Raw genomic sequence first — 24925 nt, 5'->3', positions numbered from 1 at the left:
AGACTATTCTTCAACCTTCCCATATAATTCATTCGCTCGCCGTAGCTTTTTGCGTATTCTTTTTCTTAGTTTTTCGGGTCCTATTACTTCGATAGTTTCTCCAAAACCTAGTATTAAACGTTCTAGCTCTAAATTAAGATGCACATAGAGTTTAATGACTACACTACCATCTTCTTCTTTGTCAATAATTTCTTGAGAATGATGAAAAGGTTTAGTGATTACATAAGGGCTATTACTACTATCTATTCTTAAATATACTTCCTGCAGTTGCTTATCATTTAATACGGTAACCCCAATGGTGTTTCTGTAATACTCATCTCCGTTAAAATTTTCACTTGTAAAAGGAACAGAAGTGTCAAAATCTATTGAATTGATACGATCTAGGGCCAAAGTTTGAATACTTTGCGTTTTTTTATCATTTGGTTTTCCTACCAGAAACCATCGGTTATTAAATTCTTTTAAAATAAATGGGTGAAAAGGAAAAGTTCTAGGATTTCTGGCGGTAAAAGATTGATAGGTTACATTTAAAACAATCTTTTTTAATATAGCCTGATACAGAATATCTAAATGTTCCAGACCTTTAAGTTTTTCATTTTTATCCAAATGTATAATGGGAGATTGCCTTGTTTTCTCTGTATATACTTTGTCTTCAAGTCGTTGTATAATACCACCTAATTCTGAAAACAGAGAGAAATCTTTAAACTGTTTGAGCATTTCGACAGTTTCAGAAAGTACATTCATATCATTCTCGGTAATGGGAATATCGGTGATAGAATAATCGGGGTCAGCATACCGATAATATTTTTTATCATACACTTCAATAGGAGCATTATACCCCAGTTTATCACTTCGCATCATTTGTATATCTAGCTGCACAGTGCGCTTACTTACATTAATATCTCTACCTTCATATTCGTATAAAGCATCAGAACAAGCTTCGATAAGAAGGTCCAAAGTCCAATGTCGGTTATTGTTTTGTAAACATTTATCAATAGTTTTATAGCGAATTAGTGCATTTTTATTCTGAGCCATGTGATAATATTTATGGAAAAATAGAGTTTTTTTTGTACTACGCAAAATAGATGCGTAGTAAATAAAAACATTTGCTTCAGAATTACAGTTCATGCATGCTTCACAGATAAGTACTATTGAACTCAAAGAAGAATGAATAATGAAAGAAAAAACATGTATTACCGGAAAAACATTAGTTGATTTAGGATTTAGATCCGGGAAATGGTTTCCTCATGCTATAGAACATATCAATAGAAATGGATTAGAAGGAGAAGCTATGCATAAGTATTTAGAACAGTTTAAATCACCTCCGGTACAGGGTTTACATACAAAACCGGCTCCTTTTTCTGTTAATATTGAAGCAGAAAATGAGTTAGAAGAAACCAATGTACACTCTGTAGTTACTTCTATGGATACTTTGATGAAGACCCCTACATTAGTAAATGGGGCAATTATGCCAGATGCTTGTCCTACGGGGCCAAATGGTACCATACCAGTTGGGGGAGTAGCAGTCGCAAAAAATGCGATTCACCCTGGTATGCATAGTGCTGATGTTTGCTGTTCTGTAATGCTTACCAATTTTGGTAAGATGGATCCTAAAAAAGTATTAGACGCCGCCCATCAGCATACTCATTTTGGCCCTGGAGGTAGAGATCGAAATACGCAATATAGATTCCCAGATGAGTTATTGAAAGATTTTGAAAGAAATTATATGTTGAATAATGAAAAAATGATCCTAGCTGCAAGAGCGCATTTGGGTACTCAGGGAGACGGGAATCATTTTTTGTTTGTCGGAACCTCCAAAAAAACTGGAGATACGATGATGATTACACATCATGGATCGAGGGGAGTAGGAGCTAATCTGTACAAAAGCGGAATGAAAATAGCCGAACGCTACAGAAAAGAATTATCTCCAAAAACATTAAAACAAAATGCATGGATCCCTTTTGATACTGAAGAAGGACAAATGTACTGGGAAGCATTGCAAATTGTAAGAAAATGGACCAAGACCAATCATGAGGTCATTCATAATGCTACATTACAGTCATTAAAAGTTGAAGGAAGTGATAGATATTGGAACGAACATAATTTTGTTTTTAAAGATGAAGACTTGTTCTACCATGCCAAAGGAGCAACACCACTCGATGATAAGTTTATACCAGATATTACAGGCCCTAGGTTAATCCCTTTAAATATGTCTGAGCCTGTATTAATCGTAAATGGGGAAACTACACAAAATAATCTTGGTTTTGCACCACATGGTGCAGGGCGAAATATAAGTAGAACCCAGCATAGAAGAGCCAAAGAAGGAAAAAGTTCTGAAGAAGTGTTTCATGAAGAAACCCAAGGGCTTGATGTTCGTTTTTATACCAAGGAGATCGATATTACAGAGCTGCCTAGCGCATATAAAAATGCGCAAACGGTGAGGAATCAGATGGATCAATTTGGCTTAGGAGCTGTAGAGGATGAAGTGATGCCCTATGGATGTATTATGGCAGGTGACTGGCAAAAGAATGCACCTTGGAGACGCAAGAAAAAGAGAAGATAGTTTATTATGGTTAAACGCTTGGTGTAAATTGAGAATATTTAAATCTCTACTATTGCCAATAACTCTTAAAACACCTTATGTATACTTTAGAAAACGAAATTTTACATGTAAAATTAAATCCGGCGGGAGCAGAGCTCTCAAGTGTTATAAAAAAATCTACTCAACAAGAGTATATGTGGCAAGGCGACCCCGAGATTTGGGGTAGCCAAGCCCCAGTATTGTTTCCTATTGTTGGAGGTTTAAAAGATGACACCTATTTTTATGAAAATAAAGCATATCAATTACCCAAGCACGGATTTATTAGATATAATAAGGACTTAGTTTTTAAGAAAGATTCAGATACCAAAATATCTCTTTCTCTGGGAAGTTCAGAGAAAACACTTGCGATGTATCCGTTTGAGTTCTTTTTTGAAATTTCTTTTGAACTTATTGAAAACAAAATTGAGATTTCACACCGGATAGAAAATATTGGCACCAAGACCATGTATTTTAATGTTGGGGGCCACCCTGCTTTTAATTGTCCTTTGGAAGATACAGAACTATATAATGAGTATTATATTACTTTGAAAGATGAAGCTGAGCATGAAAGTTATGCTTTAGCACCAAACGGACTTATACAAGAAGGTACCTTTCCTGTATTTAATGATAAGAAATTGCCACTTACACAAAATTTATTTGATAATGATGCCCTAATTTTTAAAAATATTAAAGCCAAGGAGGCGACATTATACCACAAAACCAAAGGAGCTATCGTGGGACTTACATTTGAAGATTTTCCAGATTTAGGTATTTGGGCAAAACCAAAAGCCCCATTTGTATGTATAGAACCTTGGTTAGGGTATGCAGATGTTGAGCATAGCAATCAGATATTGGAAGATAAAGAAGGTATAAAACGATTGAACCCTGGAGAATTGCATAGGAGTTCATATGCCATCACCATTTACTAATACTCTTGAATCATTCTAAATATGTTGATTTCAGAACAAAAAGGGAATGGTTTATTTTCAAATACAACAATTAATAGCATATTTGCAGTATTAATACGAACAAAAAACAAGTTTTATATCTATGATGTTATTTGGTACACATAAAAAGAGCGCTAAAAAGTGGTTTGCAAAACCGGTCGATAGGTAAAAAAACTGTAAAATGATAATATATAAAGAGCGCTCAAGAAATTGGGCGCTTTTTTTATAAAAAATTTTAGAGCATGTTTTGTAAATCTAAAATAAGATAGCTTGAACGATAAGTCTAAGACCTTCAAAGACTTGTGAAAATTATCAATATCTGTTATATAACGGACAGGAATCCTTATGATTTAATTTTAATTTAAGTAATTGATAATCAATAAAATAAATTTAAATTTTATTTGTATAATTCAAAAACTCATTTCATATTTGCATCGCAAAACAAATGATAAACAACGTTGTCACTTTAGGCTTATCAAAGTGATACAACAGAAGTAAATTAAAAGAATTAATAATCTATAAAACCGAAGTAAAATGATTGTACAAAAATCACACACTATAGCTCCAGAAGGATCAGATTTTTTCTTGAGCTTGCTTCGGGACTTCACAAACAAATAACTATGTGTTAGAAACATGAATGAAGTCCGAAGCCTAAAAGTTTCGGATTTTTTGTTTCTAGATATGGTTTATTCCAATAGTATAAAAATACCATAGTAAGAACATTCTCTTTCCGAAGCTAATGTAAAAGTATTAGTTATTCATAATAATATGGGAAAGAAATTAAGCGGAAAAGACCTAATCAAAATAGGCTTTCCAAAGAACAATAGTATTAATGTGACCTTGGGTCATATTAATAGATATCACAAAAGAGTAAAGAAAGAACAGATACTCATTGAGGCCAAAAAAGTTCTAATTAATCCGGAGCATTATGTTGGTGACGGGGTATGGGGAAAAATAGCAGAGAGTTTATTGAACCCTGTAGAAGTGAAAAGGCAAGAGCTAAAAACAGTGCGATCACCCTTTCAAATTTTTGGAGAAAATGAGATTGAAGATCAGGCAAAGTATCAACTGTATGATGCATTAAAATTACCAATTGCGGTTAAAGGGGCCTTAATGCCAGATGCACATGCGGGATATGGGTTACCAATTGGTGGAGTATTAGCAACAAAAAATGCAATTATCCCTTATGGAGTAGGAGTCGATATAGGTTGTAGAATGTGTTTAACCATATACCCTATACCTGTTTCTTATTTAAAAGGAAAGAAAGATCAACTAGAGAACATACTTTCAGAACACACCAAATTCGGAATGTATGAAACTCACAAAGTAAAACATGATCACGAAATCTTTGAACGGGATGAATTTAAAACCATTCCTTTTGTAAAAAGGCTTAAAGATAAAGCGTATAAACAATTGGGGACCTCTGGAGGAGGTAATCACTTTGTAGAATTCGGAGTAGTTTCTATCACTGAAAATGATAACGATTGGAAACTTCCGGTAGGAGAATATATCGGACTATTATCGCATAGCGGATCAAGAGGAATGGGGGCTAATATTGCAAAACATTATACCTATTTGGCAACCAAACAATGTCCGTTGCCAAAACATGTACAGCAACTGGCCTGGCTTGACTTGAATACTCATGACGGACAAGAATATTGGTTAGCCATGAACCTTGCTGGGGATTATGCACAGGCTTGTCACGATGATATTCATGCCAGAATAGGGAGACTGTTAGGTAGTAAACCATTGGTAAAAATAGAGAACCATCACAATTTTGCCTGGAAACAGACGGTCGATGGTGAAGAATGTATTGTGCACAGAAAGGGAGCTACTCCTGCAGCCAAAGGTGAGTTGGGTATTATTCCTGGTTCCATGACTGCTCCTGGTTTTATTGTGAAAGGATTAGGAAATGAAGATAGTTTAGCATCTGCCTCGCATGGAGCAGGACGATTATTATCGCGAAGAAAATGTAAAGAAACACTCACCAAAAGTGAGGTGAAGAAGCAATTAAAAGCTCATGATGTTACAGTAATTGGCGGTGGAATCGATGAGGCACCAATGGCCTATAAGGATATTCACAAAGTAATGGCCAATCAAAAAGAATTGGTACAGGTACTGGGAACTTTTACTCCTAAAATTGTGAGAATGGATAAATAAAATAAAAATGAATCAAAAAATAATACAAATAACCGCTGGTAGAGGCCCGGCAGAATGTTGCTGGGTCGTTGCCAAGGTATTAAAAACAGTCTTAGAAGAGGCGAGGAGTATAGGGTTGGAGTATATGATTTTGCAAAAAATACCGGGGAATGAAAATAGAACAGTTCAATCGGTAACACTAACAATAGCTGGAGATGAAGTAGATCCTTTTTTAAAATCGTGGATAGGCACCGTACAATGGATTGGCACTTCCGAATTTAGAAAACATCATAAGCGCAAAAACTGGTTTATAGCGATTAATGAACTAGAGAATGTGCAACAAGAGGAAATTTCTGAAAAAGATATTGTTTTTAAAACCATGAGAAGTTCAGGACCCGGTGGGCAACATGCTAACAAAGTTAGCTCGGCGGTAAGAGCAATTCATGTACCAACCAGAACTGCTGTTGTTGTGATGGATAGTCGTTCTCAACATCAAAATAAGAAGATTGCAATTTGCAGACTAAAAGAAAAAATGGTTGATATAGCACTATCAAAGACAAAGCAGGCAGCACAAATGCAATGGGAACAGCATTTAGAAATAGAAAGGGGAAATCCGATTAGAGTTTTTAAAGGAGTAGATTTTAAAAATGAAAATAAGGTGCAAACCTTTAAAAAAATGAGAAATCAATTAAAAAAGGATCTCAGAAATCGATTAAACGAATAAAACGATGAACAATATATTAGACAAATACTTATTTCAGGCATTAGACGCGTATCCGTACAACTTAGAAGAGACGGTAGAATGTTTAAATTATGCATTGTCTTATGATGAAAATAATGCTGTGGCCTTAGGGCTGATGGGACAAATTCATGCTGAGCAGCTTAAAGATTTTGAAACTGCAAAAGAATATTTTCAGCAAGCTTTGGCTCAGGATATACATGCGGTAGCAATTTATCCTAAGTATATCAATGTGTTATTATGGAACGAAGATTACGAAGAAGCTCAAAAATTAATAGACTTTGCGTTAACCGTAAAAGGAACCGATAAAGCAGTGTTATATCTAAAGAAGGCTATACTTTTTGAACATACCAAAGCGTATAAAAAAGCTTTGAAAAATTTGAAAATAGCCAAAGAATACGCGTATAACAATCATTTTATAAATGAAGTAAAAGAAGAAAGAAATAGAATCTTAGGTAAAATGCCGAAAAAGAAAAATACGAGTAAGCAGAAAACTAAGGATTCTTCTAAAAAGAATAAAAAGAAATAAATAATGGAAACTACAAATACAATTATAATCATTGATCTTGAAGCGACTTGTTGGAAAGGTACAATACCCGAAGGGCAAGTAAGCGAGATTATAGAAATAGGGATATGCTTATTAGATAGAGAACTTGGAACTATTTCAAAAAACATGGGGATTTTAATAAAACCTGAAAGGTCAACTGTAAGTAAGTTTTGTACAGAACTTACAACAATAACTCAGGATATGCTTGATAAAGATGGTATAACGTTTAGTGAAGCTTGTGAATTTATCCGAACAGAGTATAATGGCCATCAAAACACTTGGGCAAGTTATGGGCAGTATGACTTAAACATGCTTACAAAACAAAGTAAATATAGAGGAATAGAATATCCATTAGGGAAACAACATATAAATGTGAAGACACTTTTTTCTGAAACCAAAGGTTTACGAAAGAAAGTCGGTATGAAAGGAGCTTTAGGTATTTTAGGAATTCCATTAGAAGGCACTCATCATAGAGGAGTTGATGATGCTAGGAATATAGCTAAAATTTTAGATTGGACTTTACAAAATAAATAGTCTACTAGTCATTCCAGCGTAGGCTGGAATCTGACAATCAACATTAAAGGTTTTGTAAATAATGAAAAGGGTAAAGTATGAAGTTCTGGGTAACACCTAAAATTAGGAAAATATTGTAAAATTTAGTATATTAAATACTTCATGAAACAACATAGCATACATATCGAACTTAAATTATTGTTAAGTGAATGTGATGGTCGATGGATTATCACTTCACCCATGCAAAGAGGGACTACTGTAGGCTATATTGATTCTTTTAGGTACTAAAAGATATATACTAAATATACGATAGAGCGTCCTAGGAATAGGACGCTTTTTTTAATGATGTAAATCGTCATAATGATAAGAAAAAAAAAATGTTACAAAAAATTATAGAGATAGAGACAGTGAATTTAAAACTTAATACAAAATGAAGCATAATTTTTCATCAAAAGGAATAATAGTTGATGCATATATAATGATGCTTTTAGAAAGTAAGTGTCTCACATTTAGCTGATTCCAAAAAGGTAAAGCATCTGTTGAAAAACGGACAGGAAGAGAACTGTCTTAATTTGAATATAACTAATTGATAATCAATAAAATAAACGTTAAAATATTTGTAAATAATCCAAAAAATTTTAACCTTTGTATAACAATAATAACCAATAAAACAATAAAATTTTCTCACTGCGCAAAATGATTGCGTAGTACTAACTGAGATTTGTATAACAAAACCACTAAAAAAGTAAAAACAATGAAGTATCATCTAATAAACAACAAGGATCAGGAGACGAGAAGTCATCTGTTGGCCGATGCATTCGGAAGCATCCTTGGGATGGGTTTATATACTTCGGTTGTAAACCATCTTCTAGGAGTGATGTCTGAAGCAAAAGGTATCAAAAAACCGAGAAGAGCACTTTTTGTGATATGCAAAAACTTGAGTGAAGTACTAATTAGAGAAAATTATACTTCTCGCAAAGCTTTGATTTCGTAAGCTTTAAAAATCATATCAAGAAAGTTCTCTACCTCAAAGAGAGCATAGCCAGGCGCTTTTGGTAACTAACTATCCTCTTGGGGTTAAGGATTACCTTGAATGATTCAAATGTATCGGTTCATGTTTTTATAAAGATTGGCATGCTGTAGACGTATACATGCACATAGTTTGACTTTCGGGGGAAGGTTACGCTATGAAAATCTAAACAGAAACAAGATTCTCGGTCCACCTCATATTCCAAATACAGTTGACTACTGCCCATAGGGGAAAGTAGGGTAGTATCACTGTGCAGGAACCCTCTTTCCCAAAATGTAATGACCATTTCCCATAGGAATCAGGTATGAACACATGCCAAACTTGGGGGTAGATACCTATGGGCATACCCTAACAATTGGAAAACAAAAACAACTAACAACAATGAAAACCTTAAAATACATTTTACTAGCTATACTATTAGGAATTAACCTTGTTTCTTGCGACCCACCTTCAATAAGCGAAGAAGTAGGTATCGAAGAAGTAGACGTTCACGCAACCAAAGGTGATAATGGAGGATTAGGGGGTGATGAAGACGAAGGAGACGATTAATCCTAATCATAATTATTTCTTACTTTTGAGGGATGAAACGAGTTTTAGTTTTATCCCTCTTCTACCTCAATATTGTCATATCATTTGTATTTTTTTCTTGTGATAACAATAAGCCTTTGGAAACTGATATGCAATCAGGAAATGAAAAGATTGATTCCATATACAACTTTTATAGTATTGCAAAAAAAGATTCTGAGCCTGGTGAGAGTCGATTAATAGCCATTGAAAAATTTATTAATGGGGTTAAAGAATTAGATAATGATTCTTTAACAATTAGAGGTTTATATTATCAGGCTAGACTACTTAATAAATATTTTGGACCTAAAAGAGCACTAGAAAAATCTCATGAACTTTTGGAATTTGCAAAGGAGATCGAGGATAGTTTATATATAGGTAGAGCTTTATATAGAATAGGTTTTTACAATAATAAATTAGAAAACTATTTGGAATCCTTTAAATACTACAATGAAGCTTTTAAAGTAAGAAGAGATTTAAGGGATAGCATTAGTGCTGGTAAAACCTTGACGGTAATGTCAGATACCCAAAGAATATTGGGTGATTATAATGCTAGTAAAACAACTGCTACCGATGGATTAAAATATCTTGAGAATTCAACAGAGTATAGAAATATAGCTGGATTATATCACAATATCGCTATCGCCTTCATAGAATTAGGAAATCCTAATGAAGCTTTAGTTTGGAATAATAAATTGATGACACTAACTAAGGACTCAATTGCTCTTAAAAAAATTGGAATCAATAAAATTCCAATTATCACAAATACACGTGCTTACATATTTGCAAAACAGGAAAAGTATGACGAAAGTATAGCCATTTTGAAATCTTTACTAGATAAAGGAGATGAATTACCTGAAGAGACCAATTTTTCTATGGTGTTAAGCAACTTAGGTTATATTAAATTTTTACAAAACCCGGATAACGAAGAAAGTGAAAAACTGTTATTAAAAGCACTTCAAATACGACAAAGAGAAGATAATATCGTTGGGCAATTTTCTAGTAATATTCATCTTACTAAATATTATAAAGACAAAGACTTAGAAAAAGCAAGATATCATGCAGATCAGGCGTATCTTAACATTAAAGACTTTGGCGATTATGAAGCCTTATTAGAAGTGCTAACCCTAATTACTGAGTTAAAGCCGGATTCTCTGGAAGATCACCAACAGTTTAAAGAGACGAGTCTTAAACTTATGGAGCTTAGAAAAAAGACCAGAGAGATTTATGCGCCTACACGATTTGAAAATGAAAACCTACTAAAAGAAACCGAAGAAAAAGAACAACAAATTATCAAAGTTCGTAACCAGAATACGATATATTTACTAGGTATGATGCTATTGTTAACAGCCATAGCCTTTGCCGTATTTTTCTTTAGGCAACGTACCAAATATTTGGCACAACAAAACCAGATGGTGCAGTTTCAGGCAAGTTATGAAACCGAAACACGTATTTCAAAACGCTTGCATGATGATCTGGGGAATGATATTTTTCAGGTGATGCTACAGTATCAAAATAATCCAGAAGACCCTAAGATTCTTAGTAAACTCAATACTGCCTATGCCAAAGCCAGAGATATCTCGAGGGAGAATAATGAGTTCGAAACCGATGAAGAATATCCAGAAGAACTCAGTAATATGCTTCAGAATTACACCAATAATGGGATTCAGTTAATGGCTAGAGGTTTAGATACTATCGATTGGACTACCTTTGAGACACCAGTAAAAATTACAGTCTATAGAGTACTACAGGAATTGATGACCAATATGCAAAAACATAGTAGTGCTAGTTTGGTGGTACTCAAGTTTGTAAATGGTAATGATTCCTTAGATATTTCATATTCAGATAACGGTGTTGGCATGGCTAAAGACCAGTTGCATTCAAAAAATGGACTGCGAAATACAGAAAAGCGTATTCAAGCTATTGGAGGAACTCTTATCTTTGACTCCCAAAAGGAAAAAGGCTTTAAGGCCAATATTCGAATTCCGAATTAAAAGTTTTTTTGAGAATGTTTACTAAAGTACTGGTGGCAGAAGATTATGAGATTGCCAATCAAGGAATTATAAAAGTATTGAATGAGGAGTTAGGTATTCAGGACCTACATGAATCTAAATACTGTGACGATGCATATCTAAAATTTAGAAAAGCATATCAGGATAATAATCCGTTTCAACTACTCATCACCGATCTTTCCTTCAAAGAAGACCATAAAATTCAAGTAAGAACTTCAGGTATCGATCTTATTAAAGATGTTAAAAGTATTCAGTCTAATATTAAAGTAATAGTTTACTCACAAGAAGATAGGCCAGATAAAATCAACATGTTATTTGAAAAATTAAGCATAAATGGTTATGTGTGTAAAGGGCAAAATGCAATCAAAGAACTGTTGGCTTGTTTACATGGAGTTTTTCAGGATCAAATAGTGTTTCCTCCTGTGTTAACTCAACAATCAGAGTCGGGCGGTATGGTACATCTTGATGATCTCGATATGATGTTGCTTGAAGAATTGGCCAAAGGATACACCAAAAAAGAAATACGACTTAAACTGATACAGCTCAATATTACTCCCAATGGGGAAAGTTCTATAGATAAAAGGGTAAGTCGACTCTTTGATAGTTTTCAAGCAAAAAACACTACTCATTTAATTGCCATAGTAAAAGATTTGGGGTTACTTTAACCTTAATCTGTTTTACCATTATCAATATTTTACTAAAATAATATCTTGCAGAGCGCATTTTTTTCATAAAAAAGCATCAGAATACAGAAATCTGTATTGACATTTACTTTCATCGATATAAGTTTGTATTGCATTAGCAAAATAGGGGAATTGCTTATATGTAATGGGTCTAAACGCAACACAAACTAACTAGCACTAATGAAAAGTAATGATCAAAGAATTATCACCGGAATCATTAATGGGGATGACAAGGTTTTAAATCAATTTTACCGTGAGAATATACGATATATTCAAGGGTACATACTTAGAAATTATGGAAATGAACAAGATGTAGAAGACGTTTTTCAGGATGCAATGGTAGTATTGTATCAGAAATTAAGATCTGGGGTTTTAGAAATAAGTGTACCTATAACAACATATTTCTACGGAATTTGTAAAAACATTTGGCGAAATAGACTACGTAAAAATAAACGGCTTATCATAGGGGAAGAGTTTGAAGTTTATGAAAAGACATCGTACGATATTTCTGTTGGAGAAACCGAACATAAAGAAAAAGAACATTTGTATCGAAAACACTTTCAGAATCTAAGTGCAGATCATAGAAAAATTCTACACCTTTTCTTCGAAGGAAAATCTATGAAAGAAATCTCTTTAATTATTGGTTGCACAGAAGGATATACTCGTAAGAAAAAGTTTATGGCCAAAAAGAAACTTATTAAAATGATTGAAGGCGATCCATGTTACGGAGAACTGATGGCAGTCTGCTAAATTCGTTGCCTTACTTTTTTTAGGTTTAATTTTTAAAAGGACACTTTTTTGCTTCTGGAGATGCAGTAAAACCATAAGGATTCTGTATAAATTCTATTATTATTCAAAATTTTTCTTATTTTTAGGAGGTAATGAATATTACTTGTGTAAAATTCATTCATTTTTTTCAAACAGGTCGTCAAAATAAATTACCCCATAATTAGAATTTAAACCTACGCCCTATGAAAAAGATTTTAGCTATTGACGATCAACAACTTATTTTACTTTCCTTAGAAAAACACCTAACCGATTTAGGCTTCACGATTCAATGTGCCGATGATGGTCACAAAGGCCTTAAGCTTTTTGATACTTTTCAGCCAGACATGGTTATTGTCGATATTAATATGAACGGTATGTCCGGTTTGGAGGTAATACAAAACATTAGACATGAGAAAAAATCAGATGTGAAAATTCTTGTGCTTTCGGGAAATACAAACGAAGATACGATTATAGATGGTTTCGATTTAGGAATCGATGATTACATGAAAAAACCCTTGTCTCTCAATGAAATGTCGGCCAGAATTTCAAGAATACTCGGGATTAAACTTCAGAAAAAACAAGATACAACAAGTAGTAAAGGTAAAATGCTGCAAAGACGTTGTGTGGGTGTTGTGATTCCTTGCTATAATGAAGAAACTCGTTTATTGAGTAAAGAATTCACCGATTTTGTACACAGTAATCTGGGGTACCATTTGTGTTTTGTAAATGATGGAAGTACCGATAATACTTTGGAAGTTTTAAAGAAGTTAGCCGAAGGAAGAGAAGATCATATTAGTGTTTATAATTGTGAAAAAAATGGAGGTAAAGGAGAAGCGGTAAGACAGGGCGTTTTACATCTTTCTCGAGATACCCAATTGGATTATATAGGATACTTGGATGCCGATCTTTCTACAGATTTTCAGGATTTTGATGACCTGGTAAAAACGATAGAAACTTCAGATTTTAAAATTGTAAGCGGTTCTCGAATGAGTAGGATGGGAGCAAATATTACCAAAGAATCTGCGCGTAAAATTATTAGTAAAACTATCAACTTAATTATTCGTAATATTCTAGGAATGTCTTTTAATGATACTCAATGTGGTGCCAAAATTATGGATCGTGAAATTGCCAACGAAATGTTCAAAGATAAATTTATTACCAAATGGCTTTTTGACGTAGAGATTTTTATGAAGATGAGAAAGTACTATGGTAAAGAAAAAGCAATTTCTTATATCTGTGAGCAACCTTTGAAGCGTTGGATTCACGCAGATGGTTCTAAGCTATCTATGAAAGATTCTGTGAAGATAGTAGGGCAACTAGGGCAAATAGCCTATTATTATAATTTTAGGACTAATCCCACAGTAGTCACAGCTTAAGGAACAATTTTTATTAGATGGTTTGCAGATATTCGGTAATAGCCGTTAATATGTTCTCAAATTTGTCTTTGAGTTCATGATTATTTTCTTTTAAGTTGTTTTCATAATCGGTAGCTACTACATAACCCTGTTCAAGACCTAAAAAACCAATTTTATGTTTGAGTTTATGCACGTCTTCGGCAGCTTTTGTATTATTTCCAGATGCTAAGTTTACAAAGTAATTTTCCTTTTCTACAGGGAACTCTTTTTTTATAACACTAAAAATTTTCTCTTCGAATACGGGATCACCACCAGATAGTTTTCTTATTTCGGTTAAATTTGGTCGTTCCATGTATTAGGTTTTAATACTACTAAAAATACAATTAAAAATAAGATAGATTGACATAATACACTATATTTGTAAAACGAATGACAAAAAATAACATACATATAGCACCAAAATCACTGTTTACTCAGTGTGATTATCGTTGGATTAATGAATTATCCATACGAAACAGGGCGTTGTGTAGTTATTTTTAGACATTTTTTGAAGTGAATTAAGATAAAAACTAGATATAATGATAAGCGTCCGAGAAATTGGACGCTTTTTTTATGAATTTTTTTTAGCAAAATGTATAGAAGTTAATTAATACATAAAAATTAGTATTTGGAAAGTAAGCATCAGGGAGACAGACTATTGCGATAATATCCATAATCCGTTGAAAAACGGACAGGGATACCTATATTCAAAAACAAGCATAACTAATTGATAATCAGTAAAATAAATTAAAAAAATGTTTGAAGATTAAGAAAAAGTTTTAATCTTTGCATCGCAATCGAAACAAGAAGTATAATCTAGATTGCTTTAAAAAAGAATAATTTAAAAAGTATAACAATGATACCGAATAGTTCGCAACATAATGTAAACCGTCTCTTCAACAAACAAGAAGAATACTGTTCTGATGTGAACATAGTTGGTGTCTATTTTATAGAAAAAATGATGATTAAAGTATAGCTCATATAAGCATCACAATATATAGAAGACGCCCGAACAAGGCGTCTTTTTTTATGCATATAGTTCATTGACATTTTGGAAACCAAACACATTGACGTGTAGCTTAATTGGATAAAGCACTCGGCTTTTAACCGAGGTGATGTAGGTTCAAACCCTACTACGTCAACATCATGGAAGGGCAAGCCAATAGGTGGTGACCGCAGTCTTGAAATAAGCTTGCGATTCAACGACACCAAAAGGTAGTAGAAAACAGGAGTTAAAACTGTTAGGAGATAATGACTCGTGTGGGTTCGATTCCCAATCCTTCCGCTTTGGAGAGTAGGTAAATACCGGTTTGTTACGCTCGCCTGCTAAGCGAGTTCACGTCTAGTACGTGATGAAGGTTCGATTCCTTTGCTCTCCGCAATAAGATACTGTAGCTTAATGGTAGAGCTGGGAGCTGTTAACTCTCAAAGTGTAGGTTCGAGTCCTACCAGTATCGCAAAGACAATGTGGCTGAAAGGTTAAGGCTACAGACTGCAAATCTGTTATTTATGAGTTCGAATCTCATCCTTGTCTCAATGATTAAAATAGTGTCAAACTTGTTTGAGTACTATGAAAATCCACTTTGTGACTTGATGAGAAAGCGTAGCAATCTCATCCATGTCTCGATAATAATGGAAGTATTGAGCAATTGGTTGGCTCGCCGGACTGTAAATTCGGTCTCTTCGGAGCTTGTAGGTTCGAGTCCTTTAACTCCCAAGATAATAAAAAGATGCCATTTCAATATAATAGTACCGTAGCACAATGGCTAGTGCACCCGACTGTCTCTCGGAATGTTGCGGGTTCGAATCCCGTCGGTACTGCAATGCTTATCTGGGGGTATAACAATGGTAGTTTACCCGCCTTGGACGCGGGAGGTTATAGGTTCGAGTCCTGTTCTCCAGACAAATTGCTCCATTAGCATAGTGGTTTAGTGCATCCGGCTTTCTACCGGAAGACAAGGGTTCGATTCCCTTATGGAGTACACTCAAAAAGGAATATAGTTCCATCGGAAGCATATTGGAGTACGATCCCAAAGATATGAGTTCGAATCTTACTATTCCTATAATTTTTTAAAACAATGTTTAATCAATTCATCTAATTCTTATGGAAACTAACTTTACCATTAAAAAAACGAAAAGAAGTAGTGGAAAACTATCTATTAGTAAAGCTTTACTACGATGGGGCGGTAGATATATATGTGCCATGAGTAAGGCATTGTATCCTCCAGAAACCAGAGGTGTACAAAGTAAAAATGACAGACATCGTATTTTTTATAAATGATGTTTTTGTCTACGTAAAAAGATTGCGTAGTAAAATTTCATCTTTGTTTTGTCATTAGATTAACCTTCATATTTAATGGGGTATAATGAGGGTTTTTCGTGGTGCCCTGCTGCAATATTGGGAGGTAGCAGGGCTTTGATAAAGAATTATCATAGTATATCTAATATTTACAGTTTATATTTGAAGCTAAAAGTTAGAAGTGAAGCTACTGTACGATTTTCTTTTTATCACAGGAATACTTGTTTCATGTACCTATATTTATATTATCTATAAATCCAATGTTGGCAGGTTATCCAAGTTTGTTTTAATGGGATTTTTCGCTGTATTGGTTTTTGTTCTTTTAGACTCATATGCTTTTATTCATAAGTTAAAATTTGTACGATATCTTAGCTTTTTTCCTGCACATGGTTCTAAGTTATTGCTAGGGCCATTGATGATGATGTATGTACAATCATTATTCTTCGATGACAAAAGAGTAATAACAAATGCTAAACTATATTTTTTACCTTTTCTAATGTTTTTTTTAGGAGTTTCTATTCCTTATTTATTTGAGAATTTTACAGAACAGCTATTTCCTGGTTATGTAGATTTTCTGAAAAATAGAAATTTTGTTATACGAATACTATTGGATATCACTTTCCTCTTGTTTTTAGTAAAAAGTTTTCAGTTGTTCTTTAAGTTTAAAATCCTTTTAAAATGTAATTATTCCCATATTGAGTATAACAATTTCATTTGGGTAAGATATTTATTGGTAGCACCAACTCTGGTTATTTTGTTAGATATTGCCTTCGGGCTATACCAATTATACTTTGGACCATTTTTATGGAGATCACAAAATATAGTAATGGTAGGAGTGGTGATTTCTTTAATGTATGCAGCCTATTTTGGGATTAATCAATCTAAAGTTTTAGTTCCATACTTTTTGTTGATAGATAAAGGAGATGAGAGTACACAGAAAAAAGAAATCAACATCACACAATTAGAAGCCTTTGAAGAACTTGAGAAACTTTTGGTGCATTGTATGCAACATGAAAAACCGTATCTCGATGAGGAGCTCACCCTTAATAAACTAGCAAGCGCAATAGGTACTACCGACAAGAAATTATCTATGTTGCTTAATCAACATATCGAAAACTCCTTTTACAATTTTGTAAATCTCTATCGAATACAAGAATTTAAAACATTAGCGGCTTCTCCTTTGTATGATGACTATACCATAGAAGGTATAGCCTATGAATGCGGTTTTAAATCAAAGGCTAGTTTTTACAGATTATTTAAAAAAGAAACAGGTCTTTCTCCTTCAGAATATATCAAAAACCATAGATAATACCTGTTTTTTGTCTCTTTAGAAGCAGTGAGACTTTGAGTTGATGGTAATGTGATTGTTTTGTAAGCTTTAATAATCAATCTATAATAAGCGTATGAAACGTAAATCAATCAAAAAATGGGTATTAGGACTAGTAATGGTATTAATTACAATAAGCATAGGTTCCTGTATCGGAGTAAAATCTCAAATCAAACAACATAGTGGTGGTAAAACAGATCTTGTAGATATTACTAAATTCAAAACTGATTTTCCCACTGCATTGGCGATTACTAATGTAAATGTATTGTCTACAGACTGCAGTAAAATGAAAGATAGCCTTACCGTTCTTATTAATGTCGGAAAAATTGTAGCAGTGGGTAAGGAGGTTCCTATCACCAATGAATATACCCAGATAGATGGTACAGGACAATATCTTATTCCTGGTCTTGTAGACTCCCATGTACACCTAAAAGACAGTAAGAATGATCTGTTATTGTATCTGGCAAATGGCATAACATACGTATGCGAGATGACTGGGAGTCAAAGACATTTAGATTGGCGTGAAGAAGCCAAAAAAGGGATGCTTAGCCCTAAAATATATGTCGCTAGCAGAAAGGTAGGGAGTCAAAAAGGTTTTATTAGAAAAATAAAGGGGCTTTTCTTTGACCAACCTTTGAATTACACTTCGGAAAAAACAGCTAGAACTGCAGTAAGAAAATTCAAAAAGCAAGGTTTTGATGCTATTAAGCTAAATGGGACACTAAATGAAGAAATTTATCATGCTATAAATGATGAGGCCCAAAAACAAGATATCCCAACAGTTGGGCACTTAAGTTTTGAAGTAGGGTTGGATGGGTTTTATTCATCTGGTCAATCCCAATTGTCTCATGTGGAAGAAATCACTAAAAACACGATGCATACCTTTGATGGTGTTTGGTATAAAAACACAAAAGAGTATTTAAAATACCTAAAAGAAAATGCAGATGCTATTGCTGTAAAACTGAAGGAAAATAATATTGTAATTTCTTCTACAATCTCTATTGTTGAAAGTATTCCTGAACAAAATTTTAATTTAGAAAATTTTCTTAAGTCTATTGAACTAGAATATCAAAACCCTGGTCTTATTGAAGGATCAAAGTTATCCAAAGGCTGGTTACCTGGAAACAATAGTTATGAGAATATAGCTATCAAAGCTAACCCAAAACTAGCTAGTAGAACCAAGCTATTTTGGAAGACTTATGTAGACGCCTATTATATTATGACCAATGCTTTAATTAAAAATGGCGTTACTGTAACTGCAGGAACAGACGCCAATGTTACCGGTGCTGTCCCAGGTTTTTCTTTGCATAATGAATTAAAGTCATTAGAAAAATGTGGTATGTCTAATGCTGAAATTCTTTATGCTGCAACAATTGCACCTGCAAATTGGATGCAAAGTACCACTGGAAAAGTAGAGAATGGTTATGATGCAGATTTGGTACTGTTAGGGGAGAATCCTTTGGAAAATATTGATAATACAAAAACTATTAATGCAGTGATTACCAATGGTAAGTTTTTGAATAGGACAATGTTGAATCAAATGCTGTTAATGGTTAAAGAAACTAATAACCAGAGTCGAAAAATAAGTATAAATCAATATTTATAATATAGATTGTGATTATCATCTCCCAATTAGTCAGAAAAATTGGGAGGTGATAGTTTTCTCGATTTCCTGAATATATATATCCCGAAACATAAAATCAAAATACTAGATAGTAACCCTACTATTCCAAATTGGTGATAAATATGGCTGTTTGATAACTCATCTAAAAATGACATAGCTACAAATAGCAACAGTTTTATTAATGCCCATAGTATTAGAAAAACACTCCATATTTTGATGGCTAGTCTAATTCCTTTGAGCAAATATATACTTACCCATATAAATAGTGCTAGTGCAATGATCACAAGCAATGGTATGTAACTGTCTAACAGTGCATATTGAATACCTTTCCTGAAAAAGAAGAGTAGGGTAGCGGTAAGAGCTATATATAGGTATTTATTTGTTTTTATGAAATGTAATTGTTGTTTCATGCTACGGTGTTGTTATCAGTTTTTTCAAAATTTTTTCGATGAAATTGGTAACGGACAATAGATACCTAAAGTCTACCGTCTCAAACGTATCTTTATAGGTGTCTTTATATGGACTGCTATCTTTATGATAGTAACATTCTCCTGCACCAATAACATTATATCCTGCTCTTACGAATTCATCGAAGTCTGTTGAGCTATTGGTATATCCAACGGGGTTTATTTTTAAGTTGAATATTTTCTTATTTAGTTGGGTACCTATATCCAGATATAGTTTTTCCAATTGATCTGAAGGTGTATATATTTCAATGGCATTATCGTGATTGCCATCCCAGCCCACCATATCAAAACAATGTACCGATGATATTTTCCAATCCGTTTTTTGAAGATGTTTAATGAAAGCTCTACTACCTATATTTTCTTCTTCCTCCTGATCGAAAAATACCATAATTATGTTCTGATTTCGTTCTGGCAGTTTTTGCATTGCTTTCACCACAGCATAAATGAGTGCTATGCCGGTAGCGTTATCAATTGCGCCGGGAGCATTTCTTCTACCAGTATCATAATGGGCACCAAGTATAATGTATTGATTGGTGGGTGTCGTAGCAGGAAGAATAGTATATAGATTAGCACCAGTATAGGGTTCGATAAGCAAATCGACCCCAAAATTTGAATTGGCAAAACGATATTTGTGTTCTATAGCTTTCAATCCTAACTGTTCTATGATTTCCTGTAAATAGAACCGGGTAATTGCGCGTTGTTCAGGAGTCCATCTACTAGTAAGATGGGTAGTATCTCCTATAGGGGTTTGTCCAGATAGTTGCGCAACGATTTGTTGCTGCATGTCCAATCGTTTATTAGGGATAGGCTTAATTTCAAATGTTGATTCTTTTTGAATATGTGTACAGGAAACAAACCCCAAAGAGAGTATTAAAAAAAGTATCGTATTTCTCATAAATATTGTAGTTGTTGAAGTCAAACTTATGTTGTAATTTATGATATGCGAATTTTGTATGTCAAACCTCTTACATTACTATTTGAGCTGATTTGTATTCATGATAACTAAGACTTATCCTTAATATTCGGGTGTTTACCCTTTATTAGATAATGAACATCAATATTGAATTATGAAAAACGATAATTTTTCTATTTTTAGAATATGATAATACTTACTCGAAAGCATATATCGATACTAGTGGGTTTCGTTTTACTCGTTGTTTCTGTTATTGGTATGCTCATCATAAAAGAAAAACTTGAGTATCGAGAATCTTCCTTACTGGAGTTGTATTTTTCTCTTTTCAGGATATTGTTTGTCGGGATATTGGCTTTTTTTACTTTAGAACGGGGATTTAAACGGTGGAAAGAATATCAACAATTAAAAAATGAAAAAGCTATTGCAGAACTCAGTAATCTAAAGAAACAAGTAAGTCCTCATTTCTTTTTCAATACATTAAATAACCTCTATGCGCTAATTAAAAAAGATTCTGACGCTGCCAGGGAATTTGTTCTCAAATTATCCGATTTGATGAGATATTCTATTTATGGTACCGATAGAGAAACAGTACCGCTTAAGGAGGAAGTATCATATATAGATAATTTTATCTCTTTGCAAGAAATGCGTCGTTTCTCAAGTGTGAATATTAATTTTCAAAAAGATATTCATGATGAAAATGTATCTATTTCTCCTTTGCTGCTCATTATACTGGTTGAGAATGCTTTTAAGCATGGTGCTGAAAAGTTAATCGAAGATGCGTTTATAACATTGATATTAAAAACTACTACAGACAAATTGTTGTTCTCAGTAGAGAATAATTTTGAGAAAGATCATTCAAATACTAATGAAGGTCTTGGTTTAAGGAACTTACAAAAGCGTTTACAACTACAATATCCTAATAAACATAGTTTTACCATACATAGCGATGATACTATCTTTAAGGCTGTATTAGAACTTGTATTATGACAACCTATATAATTATAGATGATGAACCTTTGGCACACGATATTATAGAAGAATATGCCGAAAATCTTGAGAATTTAACCCTCAAGAAAAATTGTTATAATGTTTTTGAAGCCATTGAATACTTGAACGAGAATACAGTAGATCTTATTTTTTTAGATATTCACATGCCCAAAGTAAATGGCTTTGAGTTTTTAAGGGGTTTAATTCATCCTGCTAAAATAATTGTGACCACTGCCTACAAGGAATATGCTATCGAAGGGTATGAACTAGATATAGTAGATTATCTTTTAAAACCATTTGGTCTTAATCGGTTTTTAAAGGCTATTTATAAGGCTACCAAAAAAGAGCAGCCAATCTACGAAAGCCTAACAAAAAAAAATAAAACTATCTTTTTGAAAGATGGTAAGACCTATCATCAGGTTTCGATACACGATATTTTGTTTATTCAGGCCATGGGGAATTATACTAAGGTGTTTACCCACGATCAAGTAATTATCACTTTAGAAAAATTATCAGTTTACCTTTCACTCTTATCTGAAACGAATTGTATTCAAATTCATAAGTCTTATATCGTGATGATTCCCAAAATTGAACAGATTAAGGAAAATAAAGTAGTGATAGGAGAACATATCTTACCTGTTGGGCAAACCTATCGACAGAATGTTGATAGTATACTCAAACGATAAAATTAATAGCAATCCATTTTTATCTGGTTATTCTGTTGAAAATTAGAAAGAGGTACACTCAATTTAGTTTCAGACAGCGTTTCGAGAACGGCAATAACATCCTTTTGCATTGCTATGGAACCACAAATCATAATGGTACCTTGATTAACTAACACTCTGGAGATAAGTTCAACTTCTTTTTTTACCAGATCTTGTACATAGGTCTTTTCTTCTCCTTCTTGTGAGTAGGCAAGATGGAGGCTGAGAATTTTTTGGTCCAAAATACCCTTGGTTAGTATAGAATCATATAATTCTAATGAAGTTTTGGTGCGACCTCCCCAAAATAAATGGGTTTTTGCAATATTCTTATCTGTTAACATCATACCAAGAAATGGGCCTATACCGGTTCCGTTAGAAATTAAGATAACCTCTTTTTCTGAAGATGGGAAATGAAAATCTGAATTCGGTTGTATTGAAGCGTCAATAACATCTCCAATTTCTAATGTGCTAAAATAATTTGAGCATATCCCAAATTCATGCTTCTTGATCGCCAACAAAATATCTCCGTCGATTTTGGCTATAGAATATAATCGTTCGACCTTATCTTCTTTTGGATAAAACGATAACAAATCACCCGATTCAAAATTAGCTGTACGTTTGGGTCTCAGTTGTAAAAGAAAAGTATCATCGATGTTTATAGCTGATCTGTTTACAACGGTGAATGGATGTTCCTTTGGTTTTTTGCTAACTATTGGAGTTTTAATTTTGAGATCAATCCCTGTTTTTTTACTCCAAAGTGATATCCAATCTTTGAATGCCGTGAATGATTGGTTATTAATTTTATATGGTTCAAGAAGCCTTTCTAATTTAGAATTTGTTTCAAGCAGTCTATCGATATCTAAAGCATATTGGCAAAAATCAGGATACGCTAGTGAACCAAAACCTACTATGGCATATTGTAATGGGTTTGTGGGTGCACTCTTTGAGAATAAGCTTTCAAATTTTTTGGCATTCGTAGGGGGTTCTCCAACTCCATACGTAGCAGAGAATATAATGAGATGTTGTGCTTTTGAGTATTGTTCATACATGTTTAATTCTGAAACAAATACTTTTTTTCCTATAGACGACAAGGCATTGGCAAAAAGGTTGGCAAATTTGAATGTGCTTCCAGATTCTGAGCCCACTAGGACAATAAATTCGGCTTCATCTTTGTCATAATAAGAGGTTTTACTGCTCAGACTTTTACGTCTCTTGAGGGTTATTGTAAAACCGGAATACATAAAGAATACTATCGAACAACTGCTAATAAGCAAAACCAATGACCAGAATATACTTCCTTTGCCTGTATGAAGGGTAGAACTCCACATAGAAGCGAAAGCAATAAACGGATATTGCTGTTCACTAATTACAGCTCCGTTAAATTGATTTATAATAAGTTCCTTATCAGATAATTTTAAAAGAAAATAATCTTCGACATCATCAGAAAAGGGAAACTCAACAGATCTAACATCTTTTAGTTGTATTGCCTTAAATACCTCAAAATTTGCAAAATCTATTTTGGGGTCAGATTCAAAGCTTTTGTCATCAAATTGATGTGAAATTTTCACCTTCGGTAACAGTGAAAACCTTTCTAACGAAAGATAAACTCCCGTAACCGCTACAATTAGAATTGGGATCAAAAATAACCGTCCCAAAATGACATGATAATATTGGGTAAAATATTCTTTTTCAATTTTAGCAAAAAAGCGTTTGATGCCACCTTGTCTTTTAGCTATTAGAACGATTCCTGTAATTGCTATGATGATTAATAGAAAAGAGATAAATCCAACAAAAAACCTTCCTGTACTCTTCAAGAATAAAGAACGGTGTAGGTTAGTAGCAAATTTAAAAATAGCTGCTTTTTCTCTCGGAACACCTAATTTTTCACCTGTAATAGGATCAATATAAATGGTTTCGCTATCACCTGCTTTGGTAATTACAGAACCTAGTAATGCGCCATTAGGATCTATTTCAAAATCTATTACTTCGACGTAACGGTCTGTTAAGGTATCTATGGTTTCAGCAAGGGATAAATGTGTATTGTCTTTTGATGCATGGGAATAAATAGCCTCCGAAATAGGTTCAAATGCTAAAATTATTCCAGTAATAGCAGCAATACAAAGAAAAAGAGAAGAAGATATAGCCAAGGCTAGATGGCTATATCTCCAAATTGAAATGGTCATTTACTCTAATAATTACTGTGGGAGCATACGAACATAGCGTATGAATCCTTTTCCTTCAACTTTATTTTTGATAGTTTGAGATGTTAACTCAAATTCTAGATCATCCTTATAATATTCCTGATCTTCGACAGCAGTTTCAAATCGAATTTTATACCCTGTGTCAACTTTGTCATTTTCAATTTCGATAACGCTTATTGCTCTTTCACCACCACTAATCGTAGCTCCGGTGATAGCATCAATATCTGGACGTCTTTTCCCATAAAAACTCCACCATTCTGGAATATCATGATACCATTCTTCATCTTCTCCCTGCACATATAGGGTTTTTTCATAGTTTCCCTCTGCATCGAGTAGAGAAATAATTACATAAGCGCCTTCTCCAGTATAGTTGGTCATTTGTATTAAACACTTATACTTCGTACTCTCGGTAGTTGTGGTAAAACTTAAGAATGAAAAAATCACCAAAGTTAAAATAGGTAAGAGACCCAAAAGAAGCTTTTTCTTCAT

Annotated in this window: 23 protein-coding genes and 9 tRNA genes; 26 read left to right on the top strand and 6 right to left on the bottom strand. The window is 33.6% G+C overall.

Translation table 11 applies throughout. The annotated features are described in order from the left end of the window. Positions 1-3: 3 nt before the first annotated feature. Positions 4-1032, bottom strand: a complete 1029-nt coding sequence (locus tag M0D21_RS01225; protein WP_248325719.1) for a helix-turn-helix transcriptional regulator — start codon at positions 1030-1032, stop codon at positions 4-6. Positions 1033-1171: 139 nt separating this feature from the next. Between M0D21_RS01225 and M0D21_RS01220 the strand changes: the two genes are divergently transcribed. The 12 genes from M0D21_RS01220 to M0D21_RS01165 all read left to right on the top strand — a co-directional run bounded on the left by M0D21_RS01220 (position 1172) and on the right by M0D21_RS01165 (position 13896). Further along, positions 1172-2560 (top strand): RtcB family protein, encoded by a 1389-nt coding sequence (locus M0D21_RS01220; RefSeq protein ID WP_248325717.1) that lies wholly within the window; start codon positions 1172-1174, stop codon positions 2558-2560. A gap of 77 nt (positions 2561-2637) precedes the next feature. Further along, positions 2638-3507 (top strand): aldose 1-epimerase family protein, encoded by an 870-nt coding sequence (locus M0D21_RS01215; protein WP_248325716.1) that lies wholly within the window; start codon positions 2638-2640, stop codon positions 3505-3507. A 786-nt stretch (positions 3508-4293) separates the two neighbouring features. After that, on the top strand, positions 4294-5685 hold the full coding sequence (locus M0D21_RS01210; protein ID WP_248325714.1) for an RtcB family protein: 1392 nt from the start codon (positions 4294-4296) through the stop codon (positions 5683-5685). 7 nt (positions 5686-5692) lie between these two features. Further along, the gene (prfH, locus tag M0D21_RS01205) at positions 5693-6388 is read left to right on the top strand and encodes a peptide chain release factor H (protein WP_248325712.1); all 696 of its coding nucleotides are present in this window, start codon (positions 5693-5695) and stop codon (positions 6386-6388) included. 4 nt (positions 6389-6392) lie between these two features. Further along, positions 6393-6932, top strand: a complete 540-nt coding sequence (locus M0D21_RS01200) for a tetratricopeptide repeat protein (protein WP_248325710.1) — start codon at positions 6393-6395, stop codon at positions 6930-6932. A gap of 3 nt (positions 6933-6935) precedes the next feature. Further along, positions 6936-7484 carry a 3'-5' exonuclease gene (locus M0D21_RS01195; protein ID WP_248325708.1) on the top strand — a complete coding sequence of 183 codons (549 nt, stop codon included), beginning with the start codon at positions 6936-6938 and terminating at the stop codon, positions 7482-7484. A 733-nt stretch (positions 7485-8217) separates the two neighbouring features. Continuing rightward, the gene (locus M0D21_RS01190; protein WP_248325706.1) at positions 8218-8457 is read left to right on the top strand and encodes a hypothetical protein; all 240 of its coding nucleotides are present in this window, start codon (positions 8218-8220) and stop codon (positions 8455-8457) included. A gap of 417 nt (positions 8458-8874) precedes the next feature. Beyond that, on the top strand, positions 8875-9042 hold the full coding sequence (locus M0D21_RS01185; RefSeq protein WP_248325704.1) for a hypothetical protein: 168 nt from the start codon (positions 8875-8877) through the stop codon (positions 9040-9042). 32 nt (positions 9043-9074) lie between these two features. Then, the gene (locus M0D21_RS01180; protein WP_248325702.1) at positions 9075-11051 is read left to right on the top strand and encodes a tetratricopeptide repeat-containing sensor histidine kinase; all 1977 of its coding nucleotides are present in this window, start codon (positions 9075-9077) and stop codon (positions 11049-11051) included. Positions 11052-11065: 14 nt separating this feature from the next. Beyond that, the gene (locus M0D21_RS01175; protein WP_248325701.1) at positions 11066-11734 is read left to right on the top strand and encodes a DNA-binding response regulator; all 669 of its coding nucleotides are present in this window, start codon (positions 11066-11068) and stop codon (positions 11732-11734) included. Between the two features lie 198 nt (positions 11735-11932). Further along, positions 11933-12502, top strand: coding sequence for an RNA polymerase sigma factor (locus M0D21_RS01170; RefSeq protein WP_248325699.1), 570 nt, complete (start codon positions 11933-11935; stop codon positions 12500-12502). A gap of 221 nt (positions 12503-12723) precedes the next feature. Beyond that, complete coding sequence (locus M0D21_RS01165; RefSeq protein ID WP_248325697.1) at positions 12724-13896, top strand: response regulator; 1173 nt, start codon at positions 12724-12726, stop codon at positions 13894-13896. A 13-nt stretch (positions 13897-13909) separates the two neighbouring features. Here the strand turns inward: M0D21_RS01165 and M0D21_RS01160 are convergent, their stop codons facing one another. Next, positions 13910-14227: an Hpt domain-containing protein gene (locus M0D21_RS01160; RefSeq protein ID WP_248325696.1), complete on the bottom strand. Its 318-nt coding sequence runs from the start codon at positions 14225-14227 to the stop codon at positions 13910-13912. A gap of 755 nt (positions 14228-14982) precedes the next feature. Here M0D21_RS01160 and M0D21_RS01155 point away from each other — a divergent pair. The 12 genes from M0D21_RS01155 to M0D21_RS01100 all read left to right on the top strand — a co-directional run bounded on the left by M0D21_RS01155 (position 14983) and on the right by M0D21_RS01100 (position 19146). Beyond that, positions 14983-15056: transfer RNA gene (locus M0D21_RS01155), tRNA-Lys, on the top strand. A 147-nt stretch (positions 15057-15203) separates the two neighbouring features. After that, a tRNA-Ser gene (locus M0D21_RS01150) sits at positions 15204-15293 on the top strand. Positions 15294-15299: 6 nt separating this feature from the next. Beyond that, positions 15300-15371, top strand: a tRNA-Asn gene (locus M0D21_RS01145). Positions 15372-15375: 4 nt separating this feature from the next. Further along, positions 15376-15448, top strand: a tRNA-Cys gene (locus tag M0D21_RS01140). A 99-nt stretch (positions 15449-15547) separates the two neighbouring features. Continuing rightward, a tRNA-Tyr gene (locus M0D21_RS01135) sits at positions 15548-15632 on the top strand. A gap of 30 nt (positions 15633-15662) precedes the next feature. After that, positions 15663-15735: transfer RNA gene (locus M0D21_RS01130), tRNA-Asp, on the top strand. Positions 15736-15745: 10 nt separating this feature from the next. Continuing rightward, positions 15746-15817, top strand: a tRNA-Pro gene (locus M0D21_RS01125). Positions 15818-15823: 6 nt separating this feature from the next. Further along, positions 15824-15896 (top strand) — tRNA-Glu (locus M0D21_RS01120). Between the two features lie 9 nt (positions 15897-15905). Then, positions 15906-15977: transfer RNA gene (locus M0D21_RS01115), tRNA-Arg, on the top strand. 41 nt (positions 15978-16018) lie between these two features. Beyond that, complete coding sequence (locus M0D21_RS01110; protein ID WP_248325694.1) at positions 16019-16195, top strand: hypothetical protein; 177 nt, start codon at positions 16019-16021, stop codon at positions 16193-16195. Between the two features lie 307 nt (positions 16196-16502). After that, positions 16503-17522: a helix-turn-helix domain-containing protein gene (locus tag M0D21_RS01105; RefSeq protein WP_248325692.1), complete on the top strand. Its 1020-nt coding sequence runs from the start codon at positions 16503-16505 to the stop codon at positions 17520-17522. Positions 17523-17616: 94 nt separating this feature from the next. Further along, entirely contained in the window at positions 17617-19146 is a 1530-nt protein-coding gene (locus M0D21_RS01100; RefSeq protein ID WP_248325690.1) for an amidohydrolase family protein, read from the top strand. 26 nt (positions 19147-19172) lie between these two features. On the opposite strand, the gene M0D21_RS01095 is transcribed toward M0D21_RS01100, so the two are convergent. Together M0D21_RS01095 and M0D21_RS01090 are read right to left on the bottom strand one after the other, a co-directional pair. Beyond that, positions 19173-19574: a hypothetical protein gene (locus M0D21_RS01095; RefSeq protein ID WP_248325688.1), complete on the bottom strand. Its 402-nt coding sequence runs from the start codon at positions 19572-19574 to the stop codon at positions 19173-19175. A gap of 1 nt (position 19575) precedes the next feature. Then, positions 19576-20526: a M28 family metallopeptidase gene (locus tag M0D21_RS01090; RefSeq protein ID WP_248325686.1), complete on the bottom strand. Its 951-nt coding sequence runs from the start codon at positions 20524-20526 to the stop codon at positions 19576-19578. Between the two features lie 204 nt (positions 20527-20730). On the opposite strand from M0D21_RS01090, the gene M0D21_RS01085 reads away from it, so the two are divergent. Together M0D21_RS01085 and M0D21_RS01080 are read left to right on the top strand one after the other, a co-directional pair. Further along, positions 20731-21531 (top strand): sensor histidine kinase, encoded by an 801-nt coding sequence (locus tag M0D21_RS01085; protein WP_248325685.1) that lies wholly within the window; start codon positions 20731-20733, stop codon positions 21529-21531. Further along, entirely contained in the window at positions 21528-22217 is a 690-nt protein-coding gene (locus M0D21_RS01080) for a LytR/AlgR family response regulator transcription factor (protein ID WP_248325683.1), read from the top strand. The genes M0D21_RS01085 and M0D21_RS01080 overlap by 4 nt, the downstream gene beginning before the upstream one ends. Before the next feature lie 2 nt (positions 22218-22219). Here the strand turns inward: M0D21_RS01080 and M0D21_RS01075 are convergent, their stop codons facing one another. Then, a complete protein-coding gene (locus M0D21_RS01075; RefSeq protein ID WP_248325682.1) occupies positions 22220-24418 on the bottom strand; it encodes a PepSY domain-containing protein in 2199 nt (732 codons plus the stop codon). A 12-nt stretch (positions 24419-24430) separates the two neighbouring features. After that, entirely contained in the window at positions 24431-24925 is a 495-nt protein-coding gene (locus tag M0D21_RS01070; protein ID WP_248325680.1) for a DUF2271 domain-containing protein, read from the bottom strand.

The organism is Aquimarina acroporae (genome assembly GCF_023195925.1).
Classification (GTDB): Bacteria; Bacteroidota; Bacteroidia; order Flavobacteriales; family Flavobacteriaceae; genus Aquimarina; species Aquimarina acroporae.
This window is presented reverse-complemented; position numbering and strand designations above follow the sequence as displayed.